This window comes from Pseudomonas sp. CF161 (assembly GCF_000416215.1).
GTDB lineage: Bacteria > Pseudomonadota > Gammaproteobacteria > Pseudomonadales > Pseudomonadaceae > Aquipseudomonas.
This window is the reverse complement of sequence record NZ_ATLP01000069.1, coordinates 44,685-62,553: the sequence shown is the minus strand read 5'-3', so window position 1 is coordinate 62,553 and position 17,869 is coordinate 44,685. Positions and strand designations below refer to the sequence as shown.

Annotated in this window: 18 protein-coding genes and 1 pseudogene; 11 read left to right on the top strand and 8 right to left on the bottom strand. The window is 61.3% G+C overall.

Annotated features, from left to right (window positions below):
• The 11 genes from pgaA to CF161_RS12845 form a co-directional block, all read left to right on the top strand.
• A partial coding sequence (gene pgaA / locus CF161_RS12895; RefSeq protein WP_043229319.1) for a poly-beta-1,6 N-acetyl-D-glucosamine export porin PgaA occupies positions 1 to 1,816 on the top strand: 1,816 nt, incomplete at its 5' end.
• 12 nt (positions 1,817 to 1,828) lie between these two features.
• Positions 1,829 to 3,826 (top strand): poly-beta-1,6-N-acetyl-D-glucosamine N-deacetylase PgaB, encoded by a 1,998-nt coding sequence (gene pgaB, locus CF161_RS12890; RefSeq protein WP_020297021.1) that lies wholly within the window; start codon positions 1,829 to 1,831, stop codon positions 3,824 to 3,826.
• A gap of 3 nt (positions 3,827 to 3,829) precedes the next feature.
• Positions 3,830 to 5,179 (top strand): poly-beta-1,6-N-acetyl-D-glucosamine synthase, encoded by a 1,350-nt coding sequence (pgaC, locus tag CF161_RS12885; protein WP_020297020.1) that lies wholly within the window; start codon positions 3,830 to 3,832, stop codon positions 5,177 to 5,179.
• The gene (gene pgaD / locus CF161_RS12880) at positions 5,179 to 5,700 is read left to right on the top strand and encodes a poly-beta-1,6-N-acetyl-D-glucosamine biosynthesis protein PgaD (protein ID WP_020297019.1); all 522 of its coding nucleotides are present in this window, start codon (positions 5,179 to 5,181) and stop codon (positions 5,698 to 5,700) included. The genes pgaC and pgaD overlap by 1 nt, the downstream gene beginning before the upstream one ends.
• Before the next feature lie 253 nt (positions 5,701 to 5,953).
• The gene (locus CF161_RS12875; RefSeq protein WP_020297017.1) at positions 5,954 to 6,232 is read left to right on the top strand and encodes a BrnT family toxin; all 279 of its coding nucleotides are present in this window, start codon (positions 5,954 to 5,956) and stop codon (positions 6,230 to 6,232) included.
• Positions 6,210 to 6,458 (top strand): BrnA antitoxin family protein, encoded by a 249-nt coding sequence (locus CF161_RS12870; RefSeq protein WP_020297016.1) that lies wholly within the window; start codon positions 6,210 to 6,212, stop codon positions 6,456 to 6,458. Before CF161_RS12875 ends, CF161_RS12870 begins: the two co-directional genes overlap by 23 nt.
• A gap of 159 nt (positions 6,459 to 6,617) precedes the next feature.
• A complete protein-coding gene (locus tag CF161_RS12865) occupies positions 6,618 to 7,178 on the top strand; it encodes a YbhB/YbcL family Raf kinase inhibitor-like protein (RefSeq protein WP_020297015.1) in 561 nt (186 codons plus the stop codon).
• 89 nt (positions 7,179 to 7,267) lie between these two features.
• Complete coding sequence (locus CF161_RS12860; protein WP_020297014.1) at positions 7,268 to 9,034, top strand: VWA domain-containing protein; 1,767 nt, start codon at positions 7,268 to 7,270, stop codon at positions 9,032 to 9,034.
• Positions 9,035 to 9,071: 37 nt separating this feature from the next.
• Positions 9,072 to 9,653, top strand: coding sequence for an RNA polymerase sigma factor (locus CF161_RS12855; protein ID WP_043229331.1), 582 nt, complete (start codon positions 9,072 to 9,074; stop codon positions 9,651 to 9,653).
• Positions 9,650 to 10,405 carry a hypothetical protein gene (locus CF161_RS12850; RefSeq protein ID WP_020297012.1) on the top strand — a complete coding sequence of 252 codons (756 nt, stop codon included), beginning with the start codon at positions 9,650 to 9,652 and terminating at the stop codon, positions 10,403 to 10,405. Before CF161_RS12855 ends, CF161_RS12850 begins: the two co-directional genes overlap by 4 nt.
• 82 nt (positions 10,406 to 10,487) lie before the next feature.
• Entirely contained in the window at positions 10,488 to 10,676 is a 189-nt protein-coding gene (locus CF161_RS12845) for a hypothetical protein (RefSeq protein WP_020297011.1), read from the top strand.
• Positions 10,677 to 10,736: 60 nt separating this feature from the next.
• Here the strand turns inward: CF161_RS12845 and CF161_RS12840 are convergent, their stop codons facing one another.
• From CF161_RS12840 to CF161_RS12805, 8 genes and pseudogenes are all read right to left on the bottom strand, one after another.
• The gene (locus tag CF161_RS12840) at positions 10,737 to 11,201 is read right to left on the bottom strand and encodes a hypothetical protein (protein ID WP_020297010.1); all 465 of its coding nucleotides are present in this window, start codon (positions 11,199 to 11,201) and stop codon (positions 10,737 to 10,739) included.
• On the bottom strand, positions 11,198 to 12,052 hold the full coding sequence (locus CF161_RS12835; RefSeq protein WP_020297009.1) for a hypothetical protein: 855 nt from the start codon (positions 12,050 to 12,052) through the stop codon (positions 11,198 to 11,200). Before CF161_RS12835 ends, CF161_RS12840 begins: the two co-directional genes overlap by 4 nt.
• A gap of 148 nt (positions 12,053 to 12,200) precedes the next feature.
• Positions 12,201 to 12,398, bottom strand: a complete 198-nt coding sequence (locus tag CF161_RS12830; RefSeq protein WP_020297008.1) for a hypothetical protein — start codon at positions 12,396 to 12,398, stop codon at positions 12,201 to 12,203.
• A gap of 130 nt (positions 12,399 to 12,528) precedes the next feature.
• Positions 12,529 to 13,001, bottom strand: a pseudogene (locus CF161_RS12825) (IS5 family transposase); the annotation flags it as partial.
• 239 nt (positions 13,002 to 13,240) lie between these two features.
• Positions 13,241 to 13,759 carry a fimbrial protein gene (locus CF161_RS12820; RefSeq protein WP_020297006.1) on the bottom strand — a complete coding sequence of 173 codons (519 nt, stop codon included), beginning with the start codon at positions 13,757 to 13,759 and terminating at the stop codon, positions 13,241 to 13,243.
• 10 nt (positions 13,760 to 13,769) lie between these two features.
• Entirely contained in the window at positions 13,770 to 14,264 is a 495-nt protein-coding gene (locus CF161_RS12815; RefSeq protein WP_020297005.1) for a fimbrial protein, read from the bottom strand.
• Positions 14,265 to 14,284: 20 nt separating this feature from the next.
• On the bottom strand, positions 14,285 to 15,211 hold the full coding sequence (locus tag CF161_RS12810) for a fimbrial-like protein (RefSeq protein ID WP_020297004.1): 927 nt from the start codon (positions 15,209 to 15,211) through the stop codon (positions 14,285 to 14,287).
• Complete coding sequence (locus tag CF161_RS12805; RefSeq protein ID WP_043229316.1) at positions 15,204 to 17,831, bottom strand: fimbria/pilus outer membrane usher protein; 2,628 nt, start codon at positions 17,829 to 17,831, stop codon at positions 15,204 to 15,206. The genes CF161_RS12810 and CF161_RS12805 overlap by 8 nt, the downstream gene beginning before the upstream one ends.
• Positions 17,832 to 17,869 lie beyond the last annotated feature (38 nt).

The following is a 17,869-nucleotide window of genomic DNA, read 5'->3' as shown; positions in this document are numbered from 1 at the left end:
CCTGCGCCTGGCACGCCAGCGTCCCGGGCTGCTCGACCCGGTGACCCAGCGCCGCCTGGAAGGCGACGTGGCGGCCGAGCGCGTGCGCCTGGCCGAGTTTGCCACCCGCAGTGAAAAAGAACGCTTCGTCATCGCCGACCGTGCCCTGGCCGATTACGACCAGTTGCTCGGCACCTGGACTCCGGACCCGCAAGCCAAGGACGACGTGACCCGCTGGCGCATCGACCGCCTGGGCGCGCTGCGCTATCGCTCGCGCACCGACGAAGTGATCCGCCAATACCACCAGTTGGTGGCCGAGGGCGTGACCATTCCAACCTACGCCATGCGCTGGGTCGCCGCGTCCTTCCTTGATCAGCGCGAGCCGGAAATCGCCAGCGACCTGTATCGCGAGGTCCTGGCGGCGCCGGATGCCGACAGTGCGAACAAGGTCGAAGACAGCACTGCCTTGTACTACGCGCTGCTGGAAAGCGACCGCCCGGAAGAAGCGCAGAAGGTTGCCAGCGACCTGGCGCAAAGCCAGCGGCCACGGGTTGAACTCAAGGGGCTGCCGATCGGCAACCCCAACGATGACTGGATGGACGCGCAGCAATTGCTGGCCCAGTCCGGCACCTACAGCGCCAACCTGCCTGACAGTGAACAGCGGCTTGCGGCCCTGGTCGACCAGGCCCCGGGCAACACTGGCCTGCGCCTGGCCCAGGCCGATCTGTACCTGGCCCGGGACTGGCCGCGCCGCGCGGAAAGCCTGCTCAAGGAAACCGAGAGCATGGTGCCGCGCGATATCGGTCTTGAGGTCGCCCAGGGCCACACCGCGATGGATCTGCAGGAATGGCGGCAGATGGACGCGCTCACCGATGACGCCCTGGAGCGCTTCCCGGATAACCGTCAGGTGCAGCGCCTGGCGCGCCAGCGGGACGTCCACGACATGGCCGAACTGCGGGTCGAGACCTACGGCGGCAAGAGCTACGGCGGCGGCAACAATGGCGCCGGGGCAGTGGCCGGGAGCCGGGATTTCGGCATCGAAAGCGTGCTCTACAGCCCGCCCATCAATGAAGACTGGCGTCTGTTCGGCGGCGTCGGTTACGCCACCGGGGATTTCCAGGAAGGCACCGGCCACCACCGCTGGCAGCGTCTGGGCGTAGAGCAACGCACCCGGGACATGACCCTGGAAGCCGAGGTCTCCAACCATTCCTACGGCTACGGCGACAAGCTCGGGGCCCGGGTGTCGCTGGCGCGGGATATCGACGATCACTGGCAATACGGCGGCAGCCTCGAATACCTGTCGGCCAACACCCCACTACGGGCGCTGAACAGCGATGTCACGTCCAACGGCGGCAGTGCATTCCTGCGCTGGCGCGCCAACGAAAGCCGCGAATGGAAGTTGGCCTTGAGCCCCTCGCACTTCAGCGATGGCAACAACCGCATTGAAGCCCTGCTCACCGGTCGCGAGGGCGTGTACGCCTCGCCCCATGTGCAGGTCGATCTGGGACTGGAAGTCGGCACCAGCCACAACACCAAGGAAGACACGCCGTACTTCAACCCCAAGTCGGATTTCAGCGTGTTGCCGACGGTCAACGTCAACCACGTGCTCTACCACCGCTACGAAACCTCGTGGAGCCAGCAGTTCCAGGTGGGGGCCGGTACTTACAGCCAGCGTGACTACTCCACTGGCGGCGTCGGCCTGCTCGGTTACGGCCAGCGCGTGACCTGGAATGACGTGTTCGAAGCAGGGGCCAACTTGAGTGTGATCAACCGGCCTTACGACGGCGATCGGGAAACCGATCTGCGGCTGCTTCTCGACCTTACCTATCGCTTCTAGAAGAGTTTGACGATGCCTCTGATCACCCGTTGCATCCTCCTGCTGGGAGTCCTGATTCTCAGCGCCTGCGCCCAAAAAGCCCCGGAGTTCGTGCCGCCGGCTCAACGCCCGCTGCCGGCCAATGAGGCCCCATGGCCGAAAAACCATGTGCTGGGCATCGCTTATCACGACGTCGAAGACCGCGACCCCGATCAGGCGGTGGTGGCCGTGCGCACCGAGCGCATGATCGAACAGCTGGCCTGGCTGCGTGAAAACAACTACCGGCCGGTGACCATCGACCAGATCCTGGCCGCGCGCAAAGGTGGCCCCGAGCTGCCGCCCAAGGCCATCCTGCTGAGCTTCGACGACGGCTATTCCAGCTTCTATACCCGGGTGCTGCCGGTACTGCGCAGCTACAACTGGCACGCGTTGTTGGCGCCGGTGGGCGTATGGATCGACACCCCGGCCGACCAGAAGGTGGACTTTGCCGGTGAAATGCGCCCGCGTTCGCAGTTTCTGACCTGGGCGCAAATCCGCGAAATTTCCCAGTCCGGCCTGGTGGAAATCGCCGCCCACACCGATGCCAGCCACAAAGGCGTGCTGGCCAACCCGCAAGGCAACCTGCAACCGGCTGCCGCCACCCGGCGCTACGACGCAACCACCGGCCGCTATGAAAGCGAGGCCGAATTCCAGGGACGCCTGCGCAACGACGTAGCGACCATCTCCAAGAAAATTCGCGCAGTCACCGGCTACAACCCACGGGTCTGGGTCTGGCCCTATGGCGTGGCTGACGGCACGGCGCTGCAAGTCATCGGCGACCAGGGTTACCAGATGGCCCTGACCCTCGACGACGGGCTCGACGCCCTCGACAACCTGATGAGCAGCCCGCGCTTCCTGGTGGCCTCCGACCCGGATGGCATGCACTTCTCCAACAGCATCGTCGGTGTCCAGGCCGACGCGCCGATGCGTGTGGTGCACGTGGACCTGGACAACGTCTACGACCCCGACCCGGCGCAGCAGGAGATCAACCTCGGCAAGCTGGTGCAGCGCATGGCGGACATGGGGGCCAACACCGTGTTCCTGCAAGCCTTCGCCGACCCCAAGGGTGACGGCCTGGTGCACTCGCTGTACTTCCCCAACCGCCATCTGCCGGTACGGGCCGACATCTTCGACCGCGTGGCCTGGCAACTGCGGACCCGGGCTCACGTCAAAGTCTTCGCCTGGATGCCGGTGCTGAGCTTTGCCCTGGACTCCAAGCTGCCACGGGTGACCCGCTGGGACCCGGCCACCGGGCAGGTGTCCACCGATCCCAAGCAATACCGGCGGCTGTCGCCGTTCGACCCCGAGGTACGGCGGGTCATTGGCGAGATCTACCAGGACGTGGCGCGCCTGACCTCGGTCGACGGCATCCTCTACCACGACGACGCGGTGCTGTCCGATTTCGAAGACGCCAGCCCCGCCGCCCTGCGGGTGTATACCGCCAACGGCTTGCCCGGCTCGATCGCGGCCTTGCGCGCCGACCCGGCCACGTTGCAGCGCTGGACCCAGTTCAAGACCCGCTACCTGACCGACTTCACCCATGAGCTGACGGCCAAGGTCCGCGCCATTCGCGGCCCGCAGGTGCAGACCGCGCGCAACCTGTTCGCCGAGCCGATGCTCAACCCCGACAGCGAAGCCTGGTTCGCGCAGAACCTCGACAACTTCCTGGCCAACTACGACTGGACCGCGCCCATGGCCATGCCGCTGATGGAGGGCAAAAACGTGCACCAGTCGGGAGCCTGGCTCGAAGACTTGGTGGCCACGGTCAAGGCCCGGCCGGGCGCCCTCAAGCGCACGGTGTTTGAACTGCAGGCCCGGGACTGGGCGGCAAAACCGGCGGCGGATATCTCCGCTGAACAGATGGCTGACTGGATGGGCCGTCTCAAGCGTCAGGGCGCAACCAGCTTTGGTTACTACCCGGACAACTTCCTTGAGAACTCGCCGGACCTGAAAACAGTTCGGCCCGCGCTCTCCAATAAATGGAACCCTTGAATCATGATCGATCGACTCTTAGCCCTCTTGGTGCTGGCGATTGTCCTCGGGGTGCCGCTGGGCCTTATTTTCCTGGTCACGGGCCAGTTCCTGATGGACTTCGTGTTTTTCTACCCGTTGTTCATGTCGGGGCTGTGGATCGCCGGCGGCCTGTACTACTGGCTGCACTGGGAGCGCCACTGGCCGTGGAAGGAAGACACCCTGCCGCCGGTGCTGGAAGGCGAGCCGCTGATCACCATCCTGATCCCTTGCTACAACGAAGGGGATAACGCCGCCGAGACCATCCATGCCGCGCTTGGCCAGCACTACCCCAACATCGAAGTGATCGCCATCAACGATGGCTCCAAGGACAACACCGCCCAGGTCCTCGATGCCCTGGCCCTGCAGGACCCACGCCTGCGGGTGCTGCACCTGGCGGAAAACCAGGGCAAGGCCGTGGCTCTGCGCATGGGCGCCGTGGCTGCGCGCAGCGAATACCTGGTGTGCATCGATGGCGATGCGCTGCTGGCGCCCAATACCGCGGCGTACCTGGTGGCGCCGATGCTGCACAACACCCGCCTCGGGGCCGTGACCGGCAACCCACGGATCCGCACCCGTTCGACCCTGGTCGGTCGGGTGCAGGTCGGCGAGTTCTCCTCGATCATTGGCCTGATCAAGCGTACCCAGCGGGTGTTCGGCAAAGTCTTCACGGTCTCCGGGGTGATCGTCGCCTTCCGTCGCACCGCGCTGCACCGGGTGGGCTACTGGAGCCCGGATATGATCACCGAAGACATCGACATCAGCTGGAAGCTGCAACTGGACCACTGGACGATCTTCTACGAGCCCCGGGCACTGTGCTGGATCCTGATGCCGGAAACCCTGAGCGGTCTGTGGAAGCAACGCCTGCGCTGGGCCCAGGGCGGCGCCGAGGTGCTGTTCAAGAACATTCGCGGCATCTGGGAATGGCGCCACCGCTACCTGTGGACGCTGCTGTTCGATTACTGCCTGTCCACCGGCTGGGCCTTCACCTTCCTGCTGTCGGTGATCTTCTGGGCCTTGGGCAAATTCATCGAGATGCCCGAGGCCATCGCCGTGCACCACCTGTTGCCGCCGGCCTTTACCGGCCTGGTGCTGGCGATGGTGTGCCTGATGCAGTTCGCGGTCAGCATCCTGATCGACCGACGCTATGAAAAGGACCTGTGGAAGACCATGTTCTGGGTGGTCTGGTACCCCTTGGTGTTCTGGTTCATCAGCTTGCTCACCACCCTGGTCAGCTTTCCCAAGGTGCTGTTCGGGAGACATCAGAAACGGGCGCGCTGGGTCAGCCCCGACCGCGGCATCAAGCCGATAGATGATGAAGAGGAGGTGAACTGATGAAAATCATCAGAACCCGTCAACGCCCGTTCCTGGTGGTCGTCGATGTGTTTTTCACCGTACTGGCATGGATTGGCCTGCTGTACCTGTTGGTGCGTGGCCTGTTGCCGCTGGTCGGTTCCCATGAAGGCGGGCCGCGCATCGATATCAGCCTGCTGGATGCCTTGAGCACCCTGGAAATCTACCTCTGGGTCGCGCTGGTCAACGCCGCAGTGCTGATTGGCTGGGCGCGCTACCGACAACTGCGAAACCGCAAGTATCCGCCCCGCCTGCCGGCACCGGTGGTGGACGATCAGCGCCTGAGCGAAACCTTCAACCTCAGCGAAGACAACTTCACCCGCATTCGCCTGCCGGGGACCATGGTCGTGCACAACGACGAAGAGGGCGGCATCAGCCACGTTGCCACCCAGTTCTATCGCATCGACCCACAGGACCAACTGCATCCGCCGTTGGCCGCCGTCACGCCGACCCGGGTCATCCACCTGCCGGATGAAGACGACAAGGGCAAAGACAAGGCCTGAGCCCCTTTGGCACAATGCACCGAACGCTGAAAAGCCCCGTTTTCCGGGGCTTTTTATTGCCCGCTCAACCCAGGGATGAAGCACATGCACGATGAGTTACCGGCGGCCCTGCACACCCTGAGCGAGAGCGCACCGACACAGAAAGTGCGACACCAGGCCCGGAAACTGACCGATTGAGCGGGGTGTGCAGGTGCGTTGATTTCCACGGCGCTTGAACTACTGTGTATGTACAATTGTAAATACATATTTTTTCATGCGCTTTGAATGGGACGAAGCCAAGAACCAAGCCAACATCCGTAAGCACGGCATTGATTTCAATGATGTACCGGATATTTTCCAGCACCCCGTTTTGTCCTTGCACGATGGCCGTGAGGACTATGGCGAGGAACGTTGGATCAGCATCGGCTGGATCCGATCGCTGGTAGGCGTGGTTATCCACACCGAGCGCCGAGGGGTTGTGATTCGAATCATCTCGGCTCGCAAAGCCACACTGCAAGAGGCTAAACGTTATGTCGAAAACATCGAAAACTGATTGGGAGCGCCTGGCCAAGCTCGATGATAAAAGCATCGATACCGGCGATATTCCCGAGCTCACTGAAGACTTTTTCCGCCGTGCCGAACTGCGGGTACCGGTAAAGCAGGCGGTGACCATCCGCCTGGATGCCGACGTGCTGGAGTGGTTCAAAGGGCAGGGCGCGGGTTACCAGACGCGGATCAATCAACTGCTGCGTCAGTACATGCAGGCGCACCAGGGCTGATCGCCCGGCCGCGTTGATGAAATCCCGTGCTTGCCCATTTACAAGCAGCCCCCACCTCAAGCTCAATCAGCCCCCGTGCGCTGCACGAACGGTCATGGCCGGTCGTGCAAGCTATAGTCTTCAGCTCACCGACCCTCCGCGTAATAAAGGTGCTTGTGTATGTCTCGCTTTGCTTCTCGCACTACTTGGCTGACCGCCAGTGCCCTGTTGCTGTGCCTGCAACTGCCGGTTCAGGCCCAGGAGCGTTTTACCCTGAATATCCCCGGTGTCACCGATGACCGGCTCTTCACCTCTGGCAGTGCCAGCGATGCCAAGGGCTGTGGCGGGCACAACAATTCGCCGGCGCTGAGCTGGACCGCCGGGCCGGAAGGCACCTTGAGCTATGCGATCGTCATGCACGACCCGGATGGCGCCAAGGGCCAGGGCGTGGACCATTGGGTGCATTACGGAATCAAGCCGACCACCCGGCAGATCGCCGCCGGTGCCGGGAGCAAGTCGACCCTGGAAGGCGTGGGCGGAACCAACAGCAAGAAGACCACCACCTATGTCGGCCCCTGCCCTCCGATTGGCGACAGCGCGCACCACTATGTGATCCAGATCTATGCCCTGGACCTGGCGCCCGACGCCTTGCCAGCCGGCCTGACCCGGGCCCAGTTGCTGGAGAAAATCAACGGCCATGTACTGCGCAACAGCAGCGTGGTGCGGCGCTACGTGCGCTGAAAAAATTTTTTCACGGGGCTTAACCCGAATGGCCTAGGGGCTTCGTCTGAAGGGGGGAATGGATCACTTTTCCCCCGAGGTCAGCCCCCATGTCCCTTCCTCTCTACTACCTTCGTCCGGCCGCACAGGGTTTCGCCGCCGGCTTGTTGTTGGCGATCGCCGGTTGCGGCGTTTCTTCCAAGCCGGATGTCAGCGCGGTCGAACCTGCCTCGCCGAGCGGGGTGTTGGTCCCGGCTCCGGCCCCGGTTCCGGTTGCGCCACAGGTGCAGAGCGAAGCGTTGAGGGCCGATGCGGTGGTCAGCAAGCGCAGCATGAGCCGGCCGCTGATGACGGCGCCGAAGATGGCCGGCGATCTGCAGCCTGCCGGCTATCGCGATGAATCGCGCGAGCAGTACCAGGCCCTGGCTGACAACCCGATCCACAGCGTCGCGCAGACGCCGGTTTCGACCTTCAGCGCCGACGTCGACACCGGCGGCTACGCCAATGTGCGCCGCTTGCTGAACCAGGGCAGCCTGCCCCCCGAAGGCGCGGTGCGCCTGGAGGAGATGGTCAACTACTTCCCCTACGACTACGCGCTGCCCAGCGATGGTTCGCCCTTTGGCGTGACCACCGAGCTGGCGCCATCGCCGTGGAACCCCCACACCCGTCTGCTGCGTATCGGTATCAAGGCGTCGGACCGTGCGGTGGCCGAATTGGCGCCGGCCAACCTGGTGTTTCTGGTGGACGTGTCCGGTTCCATGGACCGCCGCGAAGGCCTGCCCCTGGTAAAAAGCACCCTCAAGTTGCTGGTGGATCAACTGCGCGACCAGGACCGGGTGTCGCTGGTGGTGTACGCCGGTGAGTCGCGGGTGGTGCTGGAACCGACTTCCGGGCGCGACAAGGCGAAAATCCGCAATGCCATCGAGCAGCTCACCGCCGGCGGCTCCACCGCGGGTGCTTCGGGTATCGAGCTGGCCTATCAGATGGCGCGCCAGGGGTTTATCAAGGACGGCATCAACCGCATCCTGCTGGCCACCGATGGTGACTTCAACGTCGGTATCAGCGACTTCGACAGCCTCAAGCAGATGGCCGCCGACAAGCGCAAAACCGGGGTCTCGCTGACCACCCTGGGGTTTGGTGTGGATAACTACAACGAGCACCTGATGGAGCAATTGGCCGATGCCGGCGATGGCAACTATGCCTACATCGACAACCTGCGCGAGGCGCGCAAGGTGCTGGTGGATCAGCTCAGCTCGACCCTGGCGGTGGTGGCCAAGGACGTGAAGCTGCAGGTGGAATTCAACCCGACCCAGGTCAGCGAATACCGCTTGCTGGGCTACGAGAACCGCGCGCTCAAGCGTGAGGACTTCAACAACGACAAGGTCGATGCCGGGGAAATCGGTGCCGGGCACACGGTGACCGCGCTCTATGAAATCGTGCCCAAGGGCGAGAAGGGCTGGCTCGAACCCCTGCGCTATGCCTCGGGCAAGGCGCCAGGCGAGAGCAGCAACAACCCGGAACTGGCGATGTTGCGCGTGCGCTACAAGGGGCCTGAAGGCGGTAGCAGCCGCTTGATCGAGCGCCCGATCATGGCGCAGTCCCAGCCTGCCACGCTGGCGGCGGCCAGCACCGACCTGCGTTTTGCCGCAGCCGTGGCGGCGTTCTCGCAGCAGCTCAAGGACGGGCGCTACACCGGCAGTTTCAGCCTCGACGACACCCTGAAGCTGGCGCGCGGCGCCCGGGGCGATGACCACTACGGCCTGCGCGGCGAGTTCGTGCAGCTGGTTGAACTGGCGCAAAGTCTGCAAACTCAGGCCCCACAACCTGGCCTGGCCGCGCAGCGCGACGACAGCCAGATCCAGAGTCGGCTTGAATGACACCATGACCCGCAGCGAACAGGAGTTGATCAGCACTATGGCGGCTGCGAACCCACCCTCCGCCGCCAGCAGCGATGAAGCGCTGCTGGCGCGCTACCGCGCCGGTGATCCGGCGGCCTTCGAGGTGCTGTATCAGCGCCATCGCCAGGGCCTGTACCGCTTTCTCCTGGGGCTGTGCAACAAACCCGAGCTGGCCGAAGAGGTGTACCAGGACACCTGGCTCAGCCTGATTCGCAGCACCAGCCAGCCCCAGGGCCGAGCGACCTTTCGCACCTGGCTGTACCAGATCGCCCGTAACCGGCTGATCGATCACTGGCGCAAGCACGGGCAGCGCAACCCGTTGCACGACAGCTACGACGAGCAAATACACGGCGAGGCCGATGACGCGCCGGGCCCGGAGCAGCAACTGAGCCTGAGCCGTGATCAGCAGCGCATCGACGCGGCCCTCGAAGATTTGCCGGCCGACCAGCGCGAAGTGTTCCTGCTGCGCGCCCATGGCGACCTGGACTTGCCGGAGATCGCCAGCCTCACCCAAACCCCGCTGGAAACCGTAAAGAGCCGTTTCCGTTATGCGTTGAAAAAACTGCGTCGGCTCCTGGCCGAGGAGGTACTCACATGACTGACGCCCGACAAACGCCGCCTTCTGTCGAAGAACAGATGCTCAAGCACATCCGCCAGCACAGCGTTGGCGAACCCCCGGCCAGCCTCGATGCACTGATTCTGGCCAGCGCCCGGCGAGAGCTGCCAGCACCCGCGCCGAGCCTGTGGCAGCGCTGGTTGCAGGCCTGCCAGAAACCGCGCCTGCAGATGGCGTTCGCCAGCCTGTTTGGCGTGGCCTTGATCCTGGTGCTGGTCCAGCGTTCGCCGGATCATTACCCGACGCCGACCATGGCACCAGCACCAGTACCAGCACCAGCACCAGTACCAGTACCAGCACCGGCTCCCGCCTCCGCGCCCATCGCGCCCATGGCCCGGCAAATGGCTGACCCGGCCCCCGCCGAGCTGGCCGAGCGCCTGCCAGAGCCGATGGTGCAGGGCGCGATGTCGGCGCCTGCTCCGCGCCCGGCGGCGCCCCTGGGCGCTTTGTCGGCCAGCCCCGCAGCCCCGGAGCGCAGCGAAAAAATCCAGATGCTCAGCGACGAGGCCTCGGCGCAGGTGACCAAACCCATGGCCGATCAGGCCAAGGGCAAGCCCATGCTCAGCAAGCGAGCGGCGGTCCCGGCGCGGCCGGTGGATGACGAGTTGCGGGAGGTGTTGCGCCTGCGTGAAGCGGGGCAGGTGAAGGAGGCTGACCAGCGCCTGGAGGCGTTGCAGCAGCGTTATCCACAGCTGGACGTGCAGGCTCGGTTGCAGGCGTTGCAGCGGCCATGATGCAAAAGGCTGCGCAAAAATTGGTCTGCGGCGCTGAAAGCGAGCACTATCGAGCCCAGGTCCGCAAAGTGGGAGATTGGCCATGGCGCCACGTATCGACGGCATCGCCAAACTATTGAATTGCCCGACCAAGGGCAACGATATACGCCAGGCGATCAAGCAGAGCCGCAAGGATTTCGGTCTGGAAGCTGAGGCAGAAGATGAAGAAGGGGAGCCACTGCCGGCTCCCGGTAACGCGGAGCCCGAGGCTCCCGATACCGACAAAAAATAGCGCCGCGAGCACGCTCGCGGCGCTTTGGTTTGACAGCCCCGCCTGTACTGCCCTCGACGCTTAGTTGTAGGGCGAACTCTTCAAGTCGAGAAACTCCGGCGGGCAGCCGGCCTCCCGCATGCGCTGGCCACGGTTGGGGTACAGCTGCCATTGGGCTTCCAGCTGCCAGCGATACCAGGTCAGGTGCTGGACTATCCGCCGACGGCAAAGCGGCGACAGTTGCGCCAGCCAGTCGGGGCCGTCCGGGGCCCGGCGCAGGCGCGTCGCGTAATAACCGAAGAGGTTTTCCCGCAGGCTGAAGCCATCGTCCAGGGTTTCTTCGAGGCTGTGCACATACTGTTCGAAACTCTCGCGCAGTTGCTGCTCGCCTTCGGCATGGTCGCGAACGTAGAGAAAAATATCCGTCCAGTTGATGCCGAACAGGTGGTCGCCCCAGTCGGGATCACGGGTGAAGTAGGGCCCCTGCCCGCGAAAAAACTGCGGGATTTCCCGACGCTGCAGGGCATCTTCGAAATTGTTGCTCATGGCTGGGTTTCCTCGCGTGAACCTTGGACGTTGCTGATGCTGACCGACAGCGCCACGCATTCGATCAGGCCGTCGAAGCCGATCTTCAGCTGCAGAAAATACCCGCCCGGCACGGCGGTGAGTCGGGTCCGGGCGCGGCCATCGAAACGTGTGCCGCTGACCGCCAGGTCGCTGATCCCTTGCACCGTCAGATCCACCGCGCAATGGGTCGGCGCCTGGCTGTCCGGCCAGGTGGAAGGCCGTGATGTCAGGCGCGTCAGGGCGCCCGCCAGGTGCAGGCTCAGTTGCTCGCCTTGAAACACCGGGCCCCGGGTGGCCAGGTCATAGGGGCTGGCCGCCATGCCGAATACGGCTTTCCAGGCTTCGGGGTTATCGACGGCGAACAACCAGTCGTAAGTGCCCAGGTCGCGCTCGGGCAGCGCCCGGCAGTGCGCCAGGGACGGCAGGCTGGCGCGGATCAGATCATCGCGCCAGCACTCCTGGGCAGCGTTTAGCAGGCGCTGGAAAAAATCCCGGCTGTTTTCAATCCTCGCCGGCCAGGCGGAGGGCCACTGACTGTCTTCGTAGTCGTCTTCGTCGTCCTCCCACACCTGCTGGAAGTCATGGCCCGGATCGGCCAGGGCCTCTTGCAGCACCTCCACCAACCGCCGCCGATGGCGAAAATTTTCCTCGCCGTGGGGGCGGGCCAGGCAATGCTGGCGGATCAGGTAGTCGCGGTCTTCGTCGGCGTTGGGGTTGTAGCGGCTGAGTTCGGCGTCGAGGGCGGGGGGCATGTCATAGCGCATAAAGCAGCTGACCCAATGACGCAGTGTCGGCTGGTAAGGCTGGTTGGAACCGGGATGGCACAGCATCGGGACCTCCTGTCCGGGCTCGGCGCGAGGCGCCGCGAACCTGGCCGGGACGCTGGCCATGCAGCGCCCTCTGGCGAAAGGCGCGAATGTAGCAAGTTGCGTCCCGCCACGACAGCCTCGGCAAGCGGCAGGACGCGATCACGGGGCCTCAGCAGTCGGCAATAAATTGCCCCCAGCCCGCCACCGCCGAGTCGCTCCGGGCCGCCCCGCCGGGGGACTTCACGCAGTGCAGGTTGGGCCGCGCCATCAGCCCGCGAGTGGCCGGGTAGCCGTAGTTGATCTCGTGCTTTTGATCCGGGACATAGAGTGCGTCCGTGCCGGTGCCGCGATCTGCGGTAGGAAGCATCCGTGCTCGTGGGGTGGAGTGGGGGTGGGTCTTTCTGTGTGGCGTGGGTGGCGATCACTGGCGCTAGCCGAGGTTTTCGCAGAGGCGCGCGCAGGTTGGGAGGTACGCTTATGCCGTTGCGGCAGGGTATAGCGAGTTCACTGGCCTGCCCCGCTGAAGGCAGGAAGCGCCAAGGCATTGCATGGCAATCAATCGTGCTCGTCAGGCCGCGCCGGCTGTGTTGGAGCGCCGGGTCCTGCGGTTTATCGGCCCGGTTTTTTTTCCAGCGCCGGGTGAGGCTCGGGCTGTGCGTACCACGGTGGGGTCCAATGTCCACGTATCAAGATCGATCAGCCCCTGCTTGTTGAGGCTCAGGTGCAAGCGTTTGAGCACTTGGTCGAAGATGCCTCGATTGCGCCAGTCGCGATAGCGTTGGTAGACCGTCGACCAAGGGCCGAATCGCTCAGGCATGTCGCGCCATGCGGCGCCTGAGCAGAGGACCCAGAGGACACCGTTGAGCATCAGGCGGTCATTGTTTCTGGGCCGTCCGGTTTTCTGTTCCTGGACAATGAGGTCTTTGATCATTTCCCAAGGTTCGTCGCTGATTTCATATCGTTTGGCCACGAGGTGCTCCTGTCTTTGAGGGCGGCGGCTTTACCTATGTTGGTGTCTCAGGGTTTTTCCATAGAACCTGGAGCGGATAAGCAGTCGAGCTGTGGAGAACGTTGAGGAACAAGGTGGCTCAGAACAATGCCAGGGCAATGGAGGCTGCCCGGTGGAGCGTCAGCGACGGCAGTTTTTCAAAAAGAGCTGATGCGGTGTATCGAGAAAAATCCGATCGTTTTGATTGGATCAGCGCTGATCTACAAAAATATGATTTCCATCAACAGTATCGAGCTGTAGAGGCCGATGGCAGGCAGTTCTTGCCCGGTCTTGATTGGCTTGACTGACAGCTTGAGCTTTAGCGCCGTACCCTCGACGGGAAACATCAGTTGTTCACCCAGCTTTAAATCCACGGCTTTGATGGTGCTGGTGATGTCACTCAACTGGGTTTTCAAACCCAGGTTGTCGAATGTGGTGTTCAGGGTGCTGCTGTCAAAAGAACCATTGCCTGCGTTGAAACGGAGGCGGACCTGACTGCCTTTCTTGCATTGGAAGTTCAGGGCTACATCGGTCCAGTGGGTGGTGTCCGATTTCAGCGAATGGATGTTCACCTTGGGAATATCAACGCTTTGCGAAGCCGGGAAACTGGCCTTGCAGGGCGGCTCGGTCAGGGTGCCGGAGATATTGACCTGAGCGGTATCATCCGCCCAACTGGCCGCACTGAGGCACAGCGTTAAGGCAGACAGCAGCGTCGTCCACAGGCTCACTTTGATCGTCATGGTTGTCTTGTCACAGGTATTCAAGGTTGATGACGGCCGAGGTGCTGAAAGTTCCCACGTGCGCTCCGTCGCCAAGTGAAAGCATCTTGAGCTTCATACTTAGGTCGACTATGCCGCTTTGACCAGTCAGTTTGCGTGTCCCTGTTTTCAAGTTAATGGCCTCATCGTTACTCTTCCAATAGATTGAGTATCCTAGGTTTACCAAGCCTGCGGAGGCTTCGTAGTCTGAATGTGAATAAATGCTCGCAGCCTTGACACCGATATTTAACGACGAGTTGGCCGGGCAATTCAGGGTCACTGGAATATCGACCATGGCGAGTGCGCTAACCTCATCGGTGGCGACGCTACCGATGTCTACGCTGATGGTTTTGCTGCTTGTCAGTTTGCAAACGGGTTTTGTCAGGGTGCCACTCAAGTTGATGGTGACGGTATCGGTTGCCGCAACGGCAGTTGTGCAACTCAGGCCCGTCAAAAACGCGATGGCCAATGATAGGGGCAGTTTCATGATCGGTTTCCTGTGCCTGTTCAAGGATAGGTGACGTTCAAGGTGTAGTTACTTGAGAACGATCCAGTTGGAGTCGCACCGACATTTAAACTGGGCTGGAAGCCCAGCTTAATAATGTTGTCACCCTTGATGAACGAGTACGTGCGTGGCGTGTTGAAGTTCACCGCATTACTGTTGTCGGCCCAGGTGGCGGCCATTGATAGGCCGGCCAGTGTGGTTGCTGAAACCCCCGGGCTGCCTTTGATAGCACTTTGCGTCGGATTCAGGGTTGCGGTCGCTTGGACGGCCCGGGTGCAGTTCAGCTTGATCTCGGCAATTTCCTTCGCGTTCGCCAAGTCGTCGTTGGCGATTGTGGCGAAGGACAGGTTCTGGATGCTGTTCGTACTCATGGAGCAGGCGGGCTGGACGACGGTGTAGCTTAAGAGGACGACATTAAGGTCATCAATATATGACTCATAGCCTTTGATGGACGTACTGGAGAGGCCTAGAGAGACCGTGTAGTTACCGCTAGTCGCTGGTGCTACACCTGAAAACTTTACGTTATAAGAAAACCTGGTGCCGACCGCGAGTGTTTCACAACTGCTCGGCATGCAGGTAGTAGAGGCCATCCCCATCGCTTGTTCTGGAACTTTCTGGTTGGAGTTGATGTGTAAAGCCTCAAACTTGTCTCCCTTGCCAAGGGTGTAACTTTGTTGATTTTGTAGGGATGACCCATAGGGGAACCGGCGTTTGACTATGCAATTGGCAGTCATGTTTATGGAGATTTTTTCGCTGGGGCGTAGAGTGCCCAGATCCTCCGTCCCAGCGCTGCCTGTGTTGGTGCAGTCCAGGTTGTTATAGATCCAGGCGAAGGCCTGCTTGCTGGTGAGCGAGCACAGCAGGCAAAGCAGCAGCAAGCTGCCTTTTACCCAGGGCAAGCGGTGTTGCTTCATTGTTGAGTTATGCATCGGGTGTACCTTGAGTGTCTTCGAGCGAAGCCGACTTGGCGTCGCAACTTATTTTCAGTTGGCCGATACCGGTCTCTGCCAGGGGGTAAGTACTTAGATCCAGATCCTTGGCGCACCACGGCTTGCCGTTGACGTTGATCAACAGTCGCGACTTGTCGGGTACACCGGTCAGAAATACCCGGCCCTTGTCAGCCACCATGGCGCTGTTCAGCAACTTGCCATCAGGGTCATAGAGCTGGGCCTCGGCGGCAAAGGGGGCGGGCTTGCCCTTGTTCGACGTTATGCTGACCAGCAGTCGGCGACCGTTTTGGGTTTCGAAGTGGGCCATCACAAAGGCGCCACGGTTCGGGGTCACTTCCTGGATCAGTTGCGCAATATCCGTGTTGTCCGATAGCGAGTTGGTATTGAGCGCCACCCGATTCTTACGGTATGGCTGGGCCGAAGAAATAATCGTATAGCCGCTGCTGTTGGTTTTAACTCCGCTTTTGGTCAGTACGCTGACGTCCGCGGCGCCAGGCGTCGCCACGATAATGTTGGTCTCCCCTAGCGGTTGGGTGAACATCAGCGTGTCGCGGGTGGCGACTAGCGCACCCTCGACGCGGTAGTCCATTTGGCGTGTGTTTTGATCTTTGTTGTAAGACCCGTTCCAAATGGAGTTGGACGCGTTGTAGCGAGCGGCAACCGAGCCGCCGAGCACGCGCTCGGTCTCATTGACTTGCTGATTGACCCCCAGGGAGTAAGACAAGGCGTTGTCCTGAAGGTGGCTGCCGTTGAGCGTGGCCGAGCGGCTGGCATCACCGTTTGAGTTCTGGCTGTTGCTCAGACCGATGCGGTTGCTGCTGCCCAGGTCGCCAAGCGGGAGACTCACGTTTAACGACAGGCTACGAATGTCACCACTCTCGCCGCTGCTCTGGGCTAGGCCCAAACTGTAAGAGACGTTACCGATACTGAAGCTGTACCCCAATTGCACCGAGAGGTTGCTCTTGGCCATGTTCCAGTAATCGGTTTTGGTCAGGCTGGTGTACAGGCCGCCATAGCTGCTCAACTGCTGCGATAGGTTGGCGCTAAAGCTGCTTTTCATATGGCCGCTCACATACGGGGAAAACCAGTCGCTGTTCCGCGCCTGATTCAGATACGGCTCGAACGAATCGGAGGTCCGTGCGCTGATGGCTTCGTTGAAGCTGTAATAGCCGATGGTGGAATAGCGGTAGCCAATCAGGCTGAAGTTGGTGTCTGTCAGGTCGATGGACTTGGAGTAGCGAAATCGATACGACTGACCCGACAGGGTTTTGGATTCTGCCCCCATGTCGTTGCTGATGGCGTGGGTCATGTCCAGCGAAATGGCGCCGAAGCCGGCGAAGTCATGGGCAAAGCCCAGCAACGCCGAATTGTACTGCTCGCTGACGATAGTGCCGCCGAACAGCGTAGTGCCTTCGGTCAGTCCCCGGCGCAGGGTGCCTTGTATAAAGCGGGGTTTTACGGAGGTCAGGGAGCTGTCTCCCGGGCGATATTGCCCGGCTGTCAAGGTGTAGCTCTGCTGACCCTCGCGCAACATGTAGGGCACCGAGGAAAACGATTGGATGTACACCTGACGCTCGCCATTGGGACCTTCGACAGTGACTTCGATATCGCCGTTGTTCGAGGTTGAGTACAGGTCCTTGAGTGCGAACGGGCCGGACGGCACCCACTGTTCGCTGATCACGTAGCCGCGTTGGCGTAGCGTGACCAGCGAACGGCCATTGGCCACGCCGCGCACCACGGGGGCAAAGTTACGTGCTTCATCGGGCAGCATGTCCAGATCGGAGGCTATGCCTATGCCGCGATAGGAAATCGTATCGAACAGATCGCTGTCGGTTGTGCTGTCGCCAACCGTGGCAATCGCCATGAGGTTGCCCAGGTTACGCTGGACATAGGTATCCAGCGATTGCCATCTACCTTTGTTGTTGCTGCTTTTTTGCCAGGTCGAGAAATTACGAAAGCGCCACGCGCCGTTGTTGATTCCGCTGTGCGCACTGCCGAATTGGGATTGCTGATTTGTATATTGGCTTTGGTAATTGCTAGCGGAAAAGCTGTAGTTGGAAAAGGCTACCTGCTCACCATCACTCCAGCTCTTGCGGCGGATTTCGAATGGAATGCTGGCGATATACGCCTGAGGGATTTGCAGGTCCAGGCGCTGTTTACTGAAGTCGTAGTCGTACGTGATACCGGTGAGGTCGCCGCTGAAGTACACGCAATTGTCAGGGTTGACCTCTGCGTTTTTCAGCCGCTCAGCGGTAATGCCCATAGTTGCCAGGGTTTGCAGGCTAAAACAGGGAAACAACTGCGCAGGGGTCGATGCCTGGCTCGCCGTTTCGCGGATAAATCGCATATCGAGTTGTTCAACGAAGCGCTCACCCACGGACAGATCTACACGGTAAATGCCGGGTAGTTGACCTTGGCTCATGGCTTTGACTTGTTCGATAACTTCAGCCGACGTACTACCGCCACCAATTTCCAAAAGCGAAGAGTCGAAGCTGTAGCCCGCATAAACTGTCGTTGAGGTTAATCCGATAGCACTAAGGATGAGTGCACTTCCGGACTTTATGTGGCGTAAGAAGACGTCCATGCGTAGTGGCAGCATGAGGGAACCCTTTTTTCTTTTTCGGTCGACTGATTCTT